Below are 16,868 nucleotides of genomic sequence, written 5' to 3' on the forward strand. Positions count from 1 at the left end.
ACATAGATATTTTTGATCTGAGCATAACGTGTTTAGATTAAAGATAACTGTCATTAAATTAAGGGGAAGAGGAAGTGAAACCATACAAAATCATACTGTTTTTTATATTGCTTTGCAGTATACAAGTCAATGCAACAATCGTAGGAACAACCAAAGGGGAGTTTAGTGTAGATCGGGGTACGGCAAACTATGAACTCAAGATAGACGTGCCACCGGGTATAGCCGGTATGGAGCCCAAACTTTCTTTGAACTACTCATCCAGCAGTGGAAATGGATATATGGGGGTCGGTTGGAGCATTGGAGGGCTCTCTGCTATCACCAGATGTGCACAGACCAAAGCTGTAGACGGTCCTAATCGTAAGTTTGGTGTCAAGTATAATAGTGATGACCGCTTTTGTCTGGACGGACAAAGACTCATCAATATCTCAGGTGTCTATGGTGCATCAGGTACGGAGTACCGTACAGAGATAGATACCTATTCCAAAGTAACTTCTTATGACGATCTAAATGGCGGACCAAGTTACTTTGAAGTCAAAACAAAAAGCGGATTGACGTACATCTATGGTAGAGATAATGGTGCATCGATGCTCACCGAAGAAAACGGTGTAGCACGTTTCTGGAAGGTTTCGAAGATTATTGATACCTACGATAATGAGATCAACTTTCACTATATACAGGATAAGAGAGAAGGAATTCATTACATAGATCATATCTCCTACGCGGATAATCAGATTGAATTTGTGTATGAAGACAGGCCCGATGTTTCCAAAGGGTACCATGGAGGCTTTATTTCTCAAGTCAACCAACGCCTTAAGAATGTTATTGTAACCACCCAAAACGGTGCAAATGAGGTCAGAAGGTATAAAGTAGCCTATACTAATGAGGTACAAGAACCTAAACGCTCAATGATTACTTCTCTTACGGAAAGTGTGGATGATGAAAACCTGAAAAAACTTGATTTTACCTGGCAGAGTGGTAGACATAAAAACGGTGGAATGACACTTTGGTCAAATAATGCGAGCGACATCAAGCAATATAACCCAACCCACAATCACGAAGGAAATACCCATAGTCAATTCATTGATATCAATGGTGATGGACTTCCTGACAGGGTGCATCATTATAATTATATGACCAGACAATACGGTCTTTGGGTACAGCTCAATTCAGGACATGATTTCGGTGAAATGACGCTATGGTCGGATAATGCTACCAAGAACGAACAATACCGTCCTTCATGGGGCGGTGGAGAGTATTCTCAGTTTATTGATATTAACGGAGATGGTTTGCCTGACAGGGTGCATCATTATAATTATCTGACCAGACAATACGGTCTTTGGGTACAGCTCAATTCAGGACATGATTTCGGTGAAATGACGCTCTGGTCGGATAATGCTACCAAGAATGAACAATACCGTCCTTCATGGGGCGGTGGAGCATATTCTCAGTTTATCGATATTAACGGAGATGGTTTGCCGGACAGGGTGCATCATTATAATTATCTGACCAGACAATACGGTCTTTGGGTTCAGTTCAATTCAGGACATGATTTCGGTGAAATGACACTATGGTCGGATAATACCGGCAAGGTAGAACAATACCGTCCTTCATGGGGCGCTGGAGAGTATTCTCAGTTTATTGATATCAACGGAGATGGTTTGCCGGACAGGGTGCATCATAAAAATTATATTCATACTTCTGTGGGTTCCCTGGAAATACCGGGCCTTTGGATACAGCTCAATTCAGGACATGATTTCGGTAAAATGACGCGTTGGTCGTATAATACTACAAAGAATGAACAATGCCATCCTTCATGGGGCGGTGGAGAGTATTCTCAGTTTATTGATATCAACGGAGATGGTTTGCCGGACAGGGTGCATCATTATAATTATATGACCAGACAATACGGTCTTTGGGTACAGCTCAATTCAGGACATGATTTCGGTGAAATGACGCTATGGTCGGATAATGCTACCAAGAATGAACAATACCGTCCTTCATGGGGCGGTGGAGAGTATTCTCAGTTTATTGATATCAACGGAGATGGTTTGCCGGACAGGGTGCATCATTATAATTATCTGACCAGGCAATACGGTCTTTGGGTACAGCTCAATTCAGGACACGATTTTGGTGAAATGACGCTCTGGTCGGATAATGCTACCAGGAATAGCCAATATCGTCCTTCATGGGATGGACAGTATTCTCAGTTTATCGATATTAACGGAGATGGTTTGCCGGACAGGGTGCATCATTATAATTATATGACCAAACAACACGGTCTTTGGGTACAGCTCAATACGGTTAGTAGATCGCTTATAACAAAAATTACTAATAACACAGATCAGAATATCGAGATTAGTTATAAAAATATGACCGATAGTAAAATCTATCACAACTATAGTGTCTATGGTCAGCGTAATGCCTTTGCTTGGAATGATCTTGCCAATGACAACATAGAGGTCACCTCTGCAAAACCTTTGGTATATAGGGTAGAGAGTGCTAACGGTATTGGTGGAACTAACAGTATAAGATATAAGTACTACGGGTATATCATCAATAAGCTTAGAGGCTCGCAGGGGTTCCATGCTATCGATACGATCGATGAAACGACCCAAAGGTATACAACTACATATTATAAACAGATAAAGGCGCCTAACGGTGAAGGATTTCAGTATACGGGAATGCCGTTTGTCAGCTATACCGGACAGGATGATACGACTGGCACTATGCTCTCGAAAACCGTAATTACCTATGCAGACCGTACGGATCTACAAGGCATTGACGGAATGCAGGCAAAGGTACATCAGCCATATACCAGACTGAACCTGCAGACGGTTTATGCCCCTGGTACGACAACAGAGATCAAAAAGGTCTATCATTACAATACGTTGAGTGAGGATGGTTTGGGTAATATTGTCTCAACACTGGACAGAACGGTAGACCTTATCAACAACAAATCCTTTACAAAAACCACGACTAATGAATATACAGACGAGGATGAGAGCAGTTGGATCATCGGACGTTTGACCAAATCTACCGTAGTCCATGAGCAAACAGACGGGAACCGTGTTGTCAAATCCTCTAGTTTTGAGTATAACGATCACGGTATCCTGAGCAAAGAGGTTGCAAATGCAGGTACGGACGTTGCCCTGACCAAAGAGTATACTTATGACAGCTTTGGAAACAAAGCGAGTGAAACTGTCTCCGGTTTAGGTATTGTAACTGCTACGACCACTTTTGGGTACAGCGATGATGGAAAGTTCCAAACAACTATAACCAATGCCGCAGAACTTACAGAAACAAGAACGTATGATCCGCGATTTGGTACATTGAAGACCTTAACCGGTCCAAATATACTTACGACAAGATGGGAGTATGACGGACTGGGAAGAAAGACAGCCGAGTATAGAGCAGACGGTACTCAGACAACATGGAAACACAGCTGGGATGATGGCAGTCTGATAGGAGCAAACCATGCACTCTACAGCGTGAAGGTTGAAAGCAGCGGGCAACCGGAAAGTGTCACCTATTATGATATGTTGGGCCGTGAAGTGGGATCTTATAGCTACATCTTGGATAAACGTGTTCAAAAGCTTAAAACCTATAATAGCAGAGGAGAACTCATTGAAGAGACGCTTCCTCACTTCTCGGGGAACATAGAAGGTAAGATCATTACAACCTATGATGACTACGGTAGAGCAGTAGAGGTAAGTAAACCGGGACCGGAGAATACCCGGCAAACCTATACAACCACACACGAGAACTTTACACAGATAGTGACAGATCCCAAAGGCAATAAGAAGAAAACAGTCAAAAATGCGATCGACCAGACGGTCAGTATCACCGATGCATACGGATCAGGGATAGATTCAAGCATTCATTATACCTATGATGCATCAGGCAACCTTCTTACTACTACCGATAGTGCCGGCAATGTGGTGGTGATGGCCTATGATGCTGCGGGTAACAAATACTACATGAACGATCCTGACCTGGGCATATGGAACTACCGATACAATGCCGCAGGTAAAGTGATGCAACAATGGAGCGGTTCAACAGGCCCGGATAGCTCAAAGAACTATACTACTACCGACTACGATCTACTTGGTAGAGTCACAGAGACCAATACTTATGACAGGCAAGCCTACCTGGCAAACGGAAATGTACAGCAGAGCTATAACTATCAGCGGTTTACTTACGGGGACAGCAGTGCAGCAAAAGGTAGCAGAGGAAAGAAGATCGAATCTTATGCCGAGTCAAAACTCAACGGCAGTGACCTTCGCAGCCAAAGACAGACGATCACCTATGATGACAAAGGGCGTCCGGTTGAGACGAACATGCATATAGGCGGAAGGGGTGATTATATCTCTTCTACCACCTATGACCGCTTCTCTAGACCAGTGACAATGAGCTATCCAAACGGCTATCAGGTGACCAATACCTATGAACAGGGTATTCTTAAGTCAGTCACGGGGAGTGATGGCAAGGTACATTACACGATCAATGACCTGAACGCATTCGGAGATATCGCGCAGGCAACTTTCGGTAACGGTATCAAGACTAGTGTCGGGTATGACAGTGTAGGATTTACCGGTACGATCGTGAGTTACTCGGATGTAGCCGTCATCGCCAATGTACAGCGTCTGGACTATACGTATGACAAGCTGGGTAATGTCGTGACCCGTGAGGACAGCAGCCTGGAGAACGGACCGGTCATAGATAACTATACGTATGATGCGATGAACAGGCTGAGCTCACAGACAACTACATCCGATGTGATCGGCAACTATGCCAAGTTCAAAGAGTACCGTTATGACAAGATAGGTAATATCGTCTATCAAACGGGTATCGGTGAGTATACGTACCATACCAATGCACCTCATGCGGTTAAAACAGCTGGAAACAGAAACTATACGTATGATGCTGTAGGAAATATGATCAACCGTAACGGAGATACGATCACATACAGTCCGTTGAACAAACCTGCCGTTATGGAAAACCATACAAACGGTAAAGAGGTACGGTTCTACTACGGTATAGGTGATGCAAGGTATATGAAATTGACTTCAGAGACTGCAACCTACTATATCGGTAAGGGGTATGAAGAACAAGTAGAAGACTATGAAGAGAAGCAGATCGCTTATATCACCGTCGGTAACAAGGTAGTAGGGACGCATACCGAGGTGAAAAACCTCTACTATGCACCCACGCATGAGAACTACAACGAAGAGACATATAACCGCTATTTCCATACCGATGCACTGGGCTCCATCACAGCGATCACCGATGATACGGGAACAGTGGTAGAGAGAAGAAGCTACGATGCCTTTGGTAAGATAAGGGCGATGGACTACTGTACCAACAACAATACCTTTGCCAACAGGGTGATAGAGACGACAAGAGCCTATACCGGGCATGAGCAGATCGCAGAGCTGAGCGGGCTGGTCCATATGAATGCCAGAGTCTACGACTCTAATATCGGACGGTTCCTCAGTGCCGATACCATCATCCAGGCTCCGCATGACAGCCAGTCTTACAACCGTTACTCGTATGTAAGAAACAACCCGTTGATGTACACCGACCCCAGCGGACACTCATGGTTTAGTAAACTGTGGAAGAAGGTGAAGAAATATATCAAGACCATTGCCGCGATCGCGATAGCGGCGGTCATTGCTGTTTATGCTCCGGGGTTATTAGTTCAGTATGGTGGTGCAGTATTTGGTTCAACGGTTGCCGGGGTTACAACTTTAAGTGCGGTGGGGGTAATGACAGTCGGGGCAATGGCCGGCTTCGCCTCAGGAGCCATCATGACGGGGTCTTTGGAGGGCGCCCTGCAGGGTGCCCTGTGGGGTGCGATAAGTGCGGGTGTGGCGTTTGGTGTCGGACACTCTAGTATGTTTAAAGCTATCTATGAAGCTGCAGGAAATATGAAAGAGGTTGTCAGAGCATTAGCGCATGGGCTTAGCCGTGCAGCTATCAGTGCGGTACGTGGTGGTAAGGCGATGGGCGGATTCCTTAGCGGTTTTGCAGGTTCGCTTCTTGGCGGGTTTGTCAAAGGCTTAGACTATGCTAAGACGACAGCAGGTACAATTATGAAGGTGACCATGACAGCCATTGCCGGTGGTACGGCTTCAGTGCTTGGCGGTGGTAAGTTTGCCAATGGTGCGATGAGTGCGGCATTTGTATTTATGTTTAATCATTTGCAAGCAGAAGCTGAAGAGACAAAGGCTGAAATGGAAAAAAGTGGGAGAACAGATTTACGTATTGCTCATGGAAAAGGTGAAAATGGTTATTACGTTACAGATAGTAAAGGCTTTAAATATATGTCAGATACACCAGAAATGAGACAGCATTTGGAAAGTTTAAAAACAGGATTAGGTATACCTTTAACAATAGTTGAATATAGTGCGGGCGGGGTTCTTCCAAAACTTATTATGGTTCCATATGATTTTTACTCAGGAGCCAACTTTGTTTCGCAGCCTACTTCTTTGTCAGGTGTAGCTGGTAAAATATATGGGGATTATATTCGTGAATAGAAAGTTAGAGTTTTTTTTATGGCTTATTGCTTTAATGTATGTTCTTTGGGGATTTTTAAACCCTTTAGAATTTACTTTAGCAAAATGGGGTACAAGCAGTCCAAAAGATCAGTATGCAATACTTTTTATGTTCTTTGGTATAGTTTTATTAAGATTAATTCAAATATTTTTAGATATCAAAAAAAATAAAAAATAAATATAGTTCCTGTACGGTACCACTATGGGCGGTGACGGTGCAGGAGGCTTTTTTCGCTCCCATGATTTCGTGGGAGTGTATATTGGACTGATGCGTCACATACTCCGTATAGGCTTAGCCGTGGTATAATAAGCATGGCTCAAGGTGGAACCTTCAAATCGGGTTTTGCTTCAGGCTTTAGTGCAAGTTTCTTCAGTCCCGGTACCACGATGGGCGGTGACGGTGCAGGAGGCTTCGGTTTGAGAACAAGTATCGCTGCTATAGTAGGAGGTACAGCATCTGCTCTTGGCGGCGGTAAGTTTGCCAATGGGGCTATCAGCGGGGCGTTTGTACATATGTTTAATTCGGAGGGTAAAACTATAGGACAATCCTTTAAGCAATTATGGACGAAGTTAACAGATGGCACAATAACAGGTGATATAGCAAAGGGATTTGAAGGTGGTTTGAAAGGGTATAGGGAAGTACGAGATAATTCACCTTGGTATGCACAATTAATGTTGAAAAGTGGTATGACAGCTATTGAAATGGGATTGACGGGATGGATAAGTTTTGCTGAATATCCTATCGCCCATATTTGGTACAACACAACAAGTGGAGTATATATGGATACTTTTCCATATTTTAACAAGTTTGCACTACCTGCAAATATTATATCAGGAGAAAGTGGCATGAATACCACTTGGTTTGAATAAAATGCATGATAGTTTACTATCTACTGCGATAATGTTCGTATTAGTTGGATTAAACTATTTGCTTGAAATAATATCAATACCTAAAGGCTCTAAGCTATATTTGAGTGAACCAGGACCTACATACGTAGGTAGTGCACTATTGACCATAGGATTATTGATATTATTTTATAAATTGTACAATTGGCAAAAAAAAGGAAATAAAAAGTGAGAAATATCTTTATCAGTTTAAGTGTAATAGGATTTGTTATATTTGGTATTTTACTTTCACTTATCGCATTGTATTCTTCTCCAGATGAGCAGGTACACTTTACTGAAGCCAGTTATATTTGGATAGGGAATGCCATAGCTATTTTCGGGTTATTGATGTATTTTAAAAAGAATTGAGATCCTGGCTCACTCGGTGGTGCAGCCTTGATTACAAGAGTACCAAAAGTTATTGATTCAGTGATATTTGGTAAAATGGTTGGGTATCCAATGAGTTATCAAACAACGTCAAAGGCTCAACTTGCAGCTGAAGGTATGGTACACCTTGGTACCATCAATGTAATAGCAGAAGGTAATTAATGATTACAATTTTACCATTTTTAGTAATATCTTTTGTACTTTTTTCTGTGGTTACATATTTGATGTATAAAATATGTAGAATTAAACTTATTAAGAATAAACGATATATAGAAGTAATATTTATTCTACTAATTAAGGTACCTATAGGAACAACATATTTACATATGTTAGACAAAGAGAATATTGTTGCAGAGTTTTTGCATATTGAGATGAGTACATCAATTCAAATATGGTCTTTATTTTTTTTAATAGCCTACCTTGTAAGTGCGTCTTTACAAAGTTGTAAAGATGAAAACGAAACATGACATTTCCCTGGTCTTAACTGGTTCGACCTGTCCCCAGGTGTAACCCATACCCCAAATCCAAGCAACAAAACAATCCAAATAGATAAAAGTATATAAGTGACTATGTGTTCCACCTCGGGAGAGGTGGAACAAGAGGGAGTGCAGTATAATAAAACTGTAAGAGTCGGTTGATATAGATTGATCATTTCGTTGAAGCCGTTGTAAAAAATGAGCTTGTGTGGGAGCTAAAGAACTGAACCGATAACTTGAGTGGAAACAGAGTCGGAGATAATCTAGACTGCATTTAACTGGTTACACCTGTCCCCAGGTGTAACCCATACCCCAAACCCAAGCAACAAAACAATCCAAATAGATAAAAGTATATAAGTGACTATGTGTTCCACCTCGGGAGAGGTGGAACAAGAGGGAGTGCAAGCACAAGGTATCGGCTTCTTCACATTGTTTGATCTCCCTCGTCTTACCTCTCCGAAGGTGTAGCGAGAAACAACTGCGGGAACGAGTGAAATAGAGCACTTCTTTTTTACTGTTTATTTCTCTTCACACTTATTTCATACTTATCCTTTACAATGTGACTATCAAAACAAAAGGAACAACATTATGAAAAAATTTGCATTAACACTTTTAATTACTTTAGGTTTGGCTTCAACACTGTCAGCACATCATATGTCACCGTCAGATACTGCAGGTGGAAACATGTCATCAACTTCAGGGCACCTGGATCTTGATTTTGACTTTTTGTTAGGTATGTAAGGAGATAGAATGAAAAAAATTATTATGGCACTATTTTTGACACTCGGTTTGGCTTCATCACTCTCGGCACATCATATGTCACCGTCAGATACTGCAGGTGGGAACATGTCATCAAACTCAGGGCATCTTGATCATGATTTTGACTTTTTGCTTGGTATGTAAGGAGATAGAATGAAAACATTATTTATGACACTACTTTTTGTAGCAGGTTTGGCTTCAACACTCTCAGCACATCATATGGCACAATATGAGGATGCAGGTGTTAATATCCCTGAAGATTCTCCACATCTTTTGATGACATTTTATTAATCACTTATTCCCCTCCCTCTTTATTTTTCTGATCAATGTATGCCCACTTGGGCATACTAAGATACAACGTATTTTTGTTTCACTGTTGAATGAGGTGAAGTGAGGTAGCATGATGTACCTCTACTAGGGAGGTACTTAGTTAGTTGATGTTTGTATAGACGTTTTGTACGTCATCATCCTCTTCCAGTTTGTCGATGAGTGACTCTACATCTTCCATCTGCTCATCACTGAGGTCAATCGGTGCATTGGCAATGTATTCAAGTGACGCTTTCGTGACCTCGATACCTCTCTCCTCAAGGGCTTTACTCAACTCTCCGAATGAGGTAAACTCACCGTAGATTCTTACGATCTCTTTATCTTCAGCATTTTCTTGCGGCTCAACATCCTCTTCGATGCTCTCCAAACCGTAATCGATCAGATCAAGTTCAAGTTCTTCGAGGTCCATATCCGCTGTCTTGTCAAAAGTAAAGAGAGATTTTCTGGTGAACATAAAGCTGAGTGAACCAGAAGTAAGCATCTCCCCGCCGTTCTTGTTGACGATGGCTTTGACATTGGCTACTGTTCTTGTGTTATTGTCGGTTGCACACTCTACGATCATCTGTACACCATGTGCTGCTTTTACATCATAGGTGATCTCTTTGAAATCCGCTGCATTTTTTTCAAAGGCTCTTTTGATCGCCGCATCGATATTGTCTTTCGGCATATTTTGCGCTTTGGCATTGAGGATCGCTGTACGAAGCTTGGAGTTCATATCCGGATCCGGAGATCCTCCCTCTTTTGCTGCCATCGTGATACTTTTACCCAGTTTAGGGAAGATACGGGACATTGCTCCCCATCTTTTCATTTTTGCTGCTTTACGGTACTCAAACGCTCTACCCATAAGTGTTTCCTTGTGAGACTCCTTACTTCAACTGAGTAAAATAATAGATTTCATATAGCCTATTATCTTTCATTAAAAACCCTTTTGAATTAGCTATGACTAGTCCTGCAAGGTTTTTTAACAAAATCTAATACACTCTAAAAAATCTCTTTTTTTTACTAAGTTTTGCAATAAGTCAAGATTTTATTGTCGTGATTATATCCCGATTTGGCTTAAGTCATTTCAAAGTAACCATAGGTAAGAATAGCCGCATGAAATTAAAAGAGATAGAACTGACCAATCCCTACCTTGAACTTCCGCCGCTCTGCTTTGACAGGGTAAAGCCCTCACCGCTGCAGGGTGCGTATCTGATCCATGCCAATCCTGAGATGGCTGAGGAGCTTCAGATCGACCGTGATGAGCTGGACACGGAACATTTTACAGCGTTTGTCAACGGTGCACTGGAACTGGAGGGAAGTGATCCTTTTGCCATGTGTTATGCCGGGCATCAATTCGGCTTCTTTGTAGAACGTTTGGGTGACGGTCGGGCGGTGAATATCGGAACGATTGTTACGCCGATGGGTAACCAACATCTTCAGCTCAAGGGTGCAGGGCTTACGAAGTATTCACGTGACGGGGATGGAAGAGCCGTACTGCGCTCTTCGATCCGTGAGTATCTGATGAGTGAAGCGATGCACGGATTGGGTATCCCCACTACCAGGGCTTTGGCACTTATAGGTTCAGGCCACTCTGTCTATAGAGGGGAGTGGGAGAAGGGGGCGATCGTACTGCGTGTCTCTCCATCATGGGTACGTTTTGGTACCTTTGAGTATTTTGCACATCATAAAAAGTATGAAGAGCTGAAAGCGTTGGCTGATTATGCGATCGCTGAGTCTTACCCGCATCTGATCGGCGAAGAAAATCTCTATGAACTCTTTTTTGCAGAAGTGGTGGGTAAGACAGCAATGCTGATGGCACAGTGGCAGGCAGTCGGATTCAACCACGGGGTGATGAATACGGACAATATGTCTATCCATGGTCTTACGATCGACTATGGCCCCTATGCATTTTTGGATGATTACGACTTTCGAAATATCTGCAACCATACCGATACCTACGGACGTTACAGCTTTGGCAGCCAGCCAAATATCGGAGAGTGGAACCTCAGGGCATTAATGGTGGCACTCACCCCGCTGGCAGATGAGATAAAAATGGTCAAAATACTTGAGAAGCACTACTCTAAACTCTATACCGAACACTATTTGGATCGCATGGGGAAAAAGCTCGGACTGGATAAGCGGGAAGAAGATGATATAGATCTGGTCAGCCATCTGCTTAGAATGATGCAGGGGCTAAGCGTGGATTATACGCTCTTTTTCAGAACACTCAGCCGTTATGACGGTGATAGAACGGAGATACTCAAAGTGGGACTTTACCATCAACCGTTGCATGACTGGCTGGATGTTTATGATGAGAGATTGACACGCAACAGCTCTACGACCCCAGAGCGTCACCAAATGATGCAGCGTACCAATCCGAAGTATATACTCAAAAATTATATGCTCCAGGAGGCGATCGATGCAGCTGATGTAGGGGATTACACTCTGGTCGATCAGCTCTTCAAGCTTGCCCAGTCACCTTATGATGAACATCCCGAGTGTGAGAGATGGGCCGGGGCGACACCGGATGAGTTTAAGAACAAGAAGCTCAGTTGTAGCTCCTAAAAGCTATAATTTCAAAAAATCGAGGAGAGAGAAATGACTCTGGAAGAAGTAGAGAATTTGATCAAAGAGGAGGTAGGGGTACTCCTTTACTTTTCAGGTGAGCAGTGCAGTGTCTGTCATGCACTCAGACCGAAGTTCAAAGCGCTTTTTGATGCGGAGTTCCCGCAGATCAAGCAGGTATACCTCGATGCACATGAGAACCCTGAGATCTCTGCACACTATCGGGTCTTCTCTGTACCTACGATGCTTGTTTTTCTGGATGGACGTGAGTTTGTCAGAGAGGGCAGGGCAGTGAGTATGCATAAACTGACAGAGCAGTTGATGCGTCCGTATAAGATGATGACGGAGTAGGTAGTAAGTAGCAGGGAGCAGGGAGCAACGTGAAGTGTAGGTCGGGGTGTCCTCACCCCGACACTAGTGAATAGTAATACGTGATTCGTGTAGGGGGTGGTACCGTTGTGTCTGCCCGTGGAAGGATGCACAAAGGGCTGTCGCTAGCAAAAACCGCCATGTGCTTTTGAGTTGAATCTCTTTCGCTTCGTTCCCGCGATTTTCGTGGGAATGCATAGGTGAGTGTAGTGGTGCGGTAAACTTTAGTCTATTCTATTGGTGTATGGATTACCACGTGCAACGTGGGAACCAAATAAGTGATTCGAGAGGGAGTGATGCTTTCGATTTACCCTAAGGGTATTTCCTCTGGGCGCTTTTCTAAAAAGTAGCATACAACTTAGTTGTAAATTCAATGATTTTATCTCTACTTTTTTTAGAAAAAAGTAGGCAAAAAAGCGTCACTTCGCAAGTGAGCGGACGTTACTACAGCGTGTTTGCTTCGCAAAATATGCACGCTTTCGTAACTGCTCACCCAATGCTACGTGACAAAGAGATCAAGTTGTTTTTTTATTTTCGTTCCCACGATTTTCGTGGGAATGTCTATGAGAGTGTAATATTCAGTAAACTTTACTCTATTCTATTGGCGTATGGAGTACCACGTGCAACACGAGAAGGAAATAAGATAGGTAGGTTGGGGTGTCCTCACCCCGACACCATTTCTCCATTAATCACACGAAGTGTGTCTTGTTGTGGCGAACGACCTTGAAAGCGAAGCGATTCGAGAGCCACAACGCTTTTTTGCTTCGTTTTTTTAAAAAAATGAAGAGAGAAACACCGCCTCATATAGATAAAAAGGGAAATTAATTAAACTTATCCAACTCCCTTATTTTTTACGTTCCTGCGTGCAACACGGGAACCAAAAAAATGATACTCTATTTTTTGGTGACGATAGAGATATTCTCAAACCCTTTTTCTTTGAGGATATCGATCACATTGACAAAGTTTTGAAACTCGGACTTCTGGTCTGTATGAAGTGAAACGATATCTTTTTTCGGATCGAGTTTATGCAGTCTCTCTTTGATCTCTTCGAAAGGAAGCGCTTCTTTGTTGTAGAAGTACTCTCCCTCTTTGTTGATCGCAATGGTAATGCTCTTTTTCTCTTCATTTTTTTCACTGCTTGCAGTGGGGAGATCTACTTTGATCGTCTGGTTGGTGACAAAGGTGGCTGTCGCAAGCACGATGACCAGAAGTACAAGTACGATATCGATGAAGGGAACAACGTTCATCTTGTCAAATGGTTCTCTTCTCATTTGATTCTCCCTTTTGAACAAGTCCAAAAGCAAGAGATATCGTCAGCAGATGGCTCTTGCGAAACTGGTTTCGCTTTTGTGATGAGTATCAGCATACTAAACGAGCCTTCCTTCATCTCTGGCGATCTCCCATGCAGCCAGTTTTCTGTCTACAACGGTGATCAGTGCATTATAGAGTACGGTTGCAGGAATGGCTACTACAAGACCTGCCGCTGTAGCTTTGAGGGCCAAGGCAAGGTGTTTCATGATCTCACCGGGATTGACGGTATCTTGATTTGAACCGATGATATAGAAAGTCAGGATGATCGCAAGTACGGTTCCCAGCAGACCGATATAGGGAGCATTGGAACCGATAGAGGCGATCGTAGGAAGACGTTTGGTCAAATCCAGTTCAAGTGCATTTTTATGGGTGTAGTTTTCAACTTTGATCGAACGGTAAAAGAGTGCACGTTCGATGGCGAACATAAACGTGATAAAACTGAGAAATAAAAGCAGGCCGATCACTCCATAATCGACAATATCTTTGATCTGATCTACAGGCATATATTTTCCTTAAAACAATTGGGATATAGCTGTGAATTATAGGCTAAATATGTTAAGAGAGTGTTAATATTTCAAAAATGCGAAATAAGCCGTTTTTATAAAAATATTATGTTAATCAAAAAAAGTGAAAAATTGTAAAAATCGATATAAAAGGCCTTAAATGGCTATTTAAAGCATTTTTGTGCCTTTTTATTACCTCTACTTAGATAAAATATACGGATTTTAATGAAAGGAAGAAGATGTCTGATCTATTTGAAGAAAATCAAAATGTTGAAGAGGTTTTGATTGAAGATAGTATGAAGGGGTCATACCTCGACTACTCAATGTCCGTCATTATCGGTAGGGCACTGCCGGATGCCAGAGATGGACTGAAACCGGTACACAGACGTATCCTTTATGCGATGAATGATCTTAGTCTTTCACATAGAAGCCCATACAAAAAATCAGCACGTGTGGTCGGGGATGTGATCGGTAAGTATCACCCGCACGGAGATACGGCAGTCTATGATGCCCTTGTACGTATGGCGCAAGACTTCTCGATGAAAGAGACCTTGGTTGACGGTCAGGGTAACTTCGGTTCCATTGACGGTGATAATGCTGCGGCGATGAGGTATACGGAATCACGTATGACCAAGATGGCAGAAGAGCTGCTTGAGGACCTTGAGAAAGATACGGTTGATTTCGTACCAAACTATGATGACTCTATGAGTGAGCCGGATGTACTGCCTAGCCGTGTACCAAACCTGCTGATGAACGGATCAAGCGGTATTGCGGTCGGTATGGCGACGAATATCCCTCCTCACCGTCTGGATGAACTTGTCGATGCACTGACACTCCGTATCGGAAACCCGTCTGCGACGATCGAGGATGTCATGGCAAAAATCCAGGGTCCTGACTTCCCGACCGGCGGTATTATTTTCGGACGTAAAGGGATTACAGATGCTTATCAGACGGGGCGCGGACGTATCAAAGTACGTGCAAAGACGCATATCGAAGAGAAGCGTAACAAAGAGGTGATCGTTGTTGATGAGATCCCTTACCAGGTAAACAAGTCCCGTCTTATCGAAAATATCGCACAGCTCGTGCGTGATAAACAGATCGAGGGAATCTCTGAAATCAGAGATGAGTCTGACCGTGAAGGAATGCGTATCGTGATCGAGCTGAAGCGTGATGCGATGAGCGAGATCGTACTGAACAACCTGTTCAAAAGTACACAGATGCAAGTGACCTTCGGGATCATTATGCTTGCGATCAATAATAAAGAACCGAAAGTATTTAACCTGCTTGAGCTTCTGGATATTTTCCTTAACCACCGTAAAACGGTCGTGATCAGAAGAACGATCTTTGATCTGGAAAAAGCGAGAGCGAGAGCACACATTCTTGAAGGTCTCAAGATCGCGGTAGATAATATCGATGAAGTGATCAGGATCATTCGTGCCAGTGCTGATGACAATGAGGCAAAAGAGAATCTGATGAGTCGTTTTGAACTCTCCGAGATTCAGGCAAAAGCCATTCTGGAGATGAGACTCAGACGTCTGACAGGTCTTGAGATCGAAAAGATCGAAAATGAGTTGGCAGAGCTCCGTAAACTTATCGCAGAGCTTGAAGCGATCCTGAAGTCCGAAGAGAAGATCAACGAGATCATCAGGGATGAACTTATCGAGGTGAAAGAGAAGTACTCTGGACCGCGTCTGACCGAGATCGTTGATGATTATGATGATATCGATATCGAAGATCTTATCCCGAACGAGCCGATGGTCGTGACGATCACGCATAGAGGGTACATCAAGCGTGTCCCTGTAGCGCAATATGAGAAACAGCATAGAGGCGGGAAAGGCAAGACTGCCGTAACAACGTATGATGATGACTTCATCGAGCGGTTCTTTATCTCCAATACCCATGATACGCTGATGTTTGTGACGGACCGCGGTCAGCTCTACTGGCTGAAGGTCTATAAGATCCCTGAAGGTTCACGTGCAGCCAAAGGTAAAGCGGTGGTCAACCTGATCAACCTGCAGGCGGATGAGATGATCAAAGCGATCATCCCGACGACCGACTTTAACGAAGACAAGAGTTTGGTATTTTTCACACAAAACGGTATCGTGAAGCGTACGAACCTTTCTGAGTACTCGAACATCAGAAGCAACGGGGTAAGAGCGATCAACCTGGATGAGGATGATGAACTGGTAGAGGCGAAGATCGTAACACCGGAAACGCAATGGCTCTTTGTGGCAACCAAAAAAGGGATGTGTATCAGATTTAAAACCGAAGATGCACGTGAGATCGGACGTGTGGCACGTGGTGTAACGGCGATCAAGTTCAAGATCAAAGATGACTATGTATGTGGTGCAACAACGATCGAGAATGAAGAGGATGAACTCCTGATGCTCAGCGAAAAAGGTCTGGGCAAACGTACGACTGCCAGCGAGTACCGTGAGCAGAACCGTGCAGGTAAAGGGGTGATCTCTATGAAGCTTACGCCGAAAACAGGAGATGTCGTCGGTGTAGTATTTGTAGAAGAGGATAAAGACTTGATGTGTCTGACAAGTGCAGGAAAGATGATCCGTGTAGATATGGATCAGATCAGAAAAGCCGGACGTAATACTTCCGGAGTAAAAATTGTCAGCGTTGAGTCTAAAGATAAAGTAGTCAGTCTTGCAAAATGTCCGAAAGGCGACGAACCCAAAGACCTGGATGTGGTTGCAGATGAAAATATAGAACAGATAGATAGTACATTAGGATTGGAGTAG

General features: G+C 43.1%; 12 protein-coding genes. 9 read left to right on the forward strand and 3 right to left on the reverse strand.

Annotation, left to right across the window (positions count from 1 at the left end; translation table 11 throughout):
* Window positions 1–74: 74 nt before the first annotated feature.
* The 6 genes from AC4JOV_RS03730 (at window position 75) to AC4JOV_RS03755 (ending at window position 9,352) form a co-directional block, all read left to right on the forward strand.
* Window positions 75–6,536, forward strand: coding sequence for an RHS repeat-associated core domain-containing protein (locus tag AC4JOV_RS03730; RefSeq protein WP_229936487.1), 6,462 nt, complete (start codon window positions 75–77; stop codon window positions 6,534–6,536).
* A complete protein-coding gene (locus AC4JOV_RS03735) occupies window positions 6,529–6,732 on the forward strand; it encodes a hypothetical protein (RefSeq protein WP_229936486.1) in 204 nt (67 codons plus the stop codon). The genes AC4JOV_RS03730 and AC4JOV_RS03735 overlap by 8 nt, the downstream gene beginning before the upstream one ends.
* 134 nt (window positions 6,733–6,866) lie before the next feature.
* Window positions 6,867–7,424 carry a hypothetical protein gene (locus AC4JOV_RS03740; protein WP_229936485.1) on the forward strand — a complete coding sequence of 186 codons (558 nt, stop codon included), beginning with the start codon at window positions 6,867–6,869 and terminating at the stop codon, window positions 7,422–7,424.
* A 1,466-nt stretch (window positions 7,425–8,890) separates the two neighbouring features.
* Complete coding sequence (locus AC4JOV_RS03745; RefSeq protein ID WP_229936484.1) at window positions 8,891–9,043, forward strand: hypothetical protein; 153 nt, start codon at window positions 8,891–8,893, stop codon at window positions 9,041–9,043.
* A 9-nt stretch (window positions 9,044–9,052) separates the two neighbouring features.
* The gene (locus AC4JOV_RS03750; RefSeq protein ID WP_229936483.1) at window positions 9,053–9,205 is read left to right on the forward strand and encodes a hypothetical protein; all 153 of its coding nucleotides are present in this window, start codon (window positions 9,053–9,055) and stop codon (window positions 9,203–9,205) included.
* Window positions 9,206–9,214: 9 nt separating this feature from the next.
* Window positions 9,215–9,352 carry a hypothetical protein gene (locus AC4JOV_RS03755; RefSeq protein ID WP_229936482.1) on the forward strand — a complete coding sequence of 46 codons (138 nt, stop codon included), beginning with the start codon at window positions 9,215–9,217 and terminating at the stop codon, window positions 9,350–9,352.
* A 139-nt stretch (window positions 9,353–9,491) separates the two neighbouring features.
* Here AC4JOV_RS03755 and AC4JOV_RS03760 read toward each other — a convergent pair whose 3' ends face one another.
* Window positions 9,492–10,232, reverse strand: coding sequence for a YebC/PmpR family DNA-binding transcriptional regulator (locus tag AC4JOV_RS03760; RefSeq protein ID WP_229936481.1), 741 nt, complete (start codon window positions 10,230–10,232; stop codon window positions 9,492–9,494).
* 251 nt (window positions 10,233–10,483) lie between these two features.
* Between AC4JOV_RS03760 and AC4JOV_RS03765 the strand changes: the two genes are divergently transcribed.
* The gene (locus AC4JOV_RS03765) at window positions 10,484–11,935 is read left to right on the forward strand and encodes a protein adenylyltransferase SelO (RefSeq protein ID WP_229936480.1); all 1,452 of its coding nucleotides are present in this window, start codon (window positions 10,484–10,486) and stop codon (window positions 11,933–11,935) included.
* A 33-nt stretch (window positions 11,936–11,968) separates the two neighbouring features.
* Window positions 11,969–12,286 carry a thioredoxin family protein gene (locus tag AC4JOV_RS03770; protein WP_229936479.1) on the forward strand — a complete coding sequence of 106 codons (318 nt, stop codon included), beginning with the start codon at window positions 11,969–11,971 and terminating at the stop codon, window positions 12,284–12,286.
* Window positions 12,287–13,197: 911 nt separating this feature from the next.
* Here the strand turns inward: AC4JOV_RS03770 and AC4JOV_RS03775 are convergent.
* Both AC4JOV_RS03775 and exbB read right to left on the reverse strand, forming a co-directional pair.
* A complete protein-coding gene (locus tag AC4JOV_RS03775) occupies window positions 13,198–13,575 on the reverse strand; it encodes an ExbD/TolR family protein (protein WP_229936478.1) in 378 nt (125 codons plus the stop codon).
* 96 nt (window positions 13,576–13,671) lie between these two features.
* Window positions 13,672–14,118, reverse strand: a complete 447-nt coding sequence (exbB, locus tag AC4JOV_RS03780; RefSeq protein ID WP_229936477.1) for a TonB-system energizer ExbB — start codon at window positions 14,116–14,118, stop codon at window positions 13,672–13,674.
* Window positions 14,119–14,357: 239 nt separating this feature from the next.
* On the opposite strand from exbB, the gene gyrA reads away from it, so the two are divergent.
* Window positions 14,358–16,868, forward strand: coding sequence for a DNA gyrase subunit A (gene gyrA, locus AC4JOV_RS03785; RefSeq protein ID WP_229936476.1), 2,511 nt, complete (start codon window positions 14,358–14,360; stop codon window positions 16,866–16,868).

Source organism: Sulfurovum sp. MH2-6 (assembly GCF_058374785.1).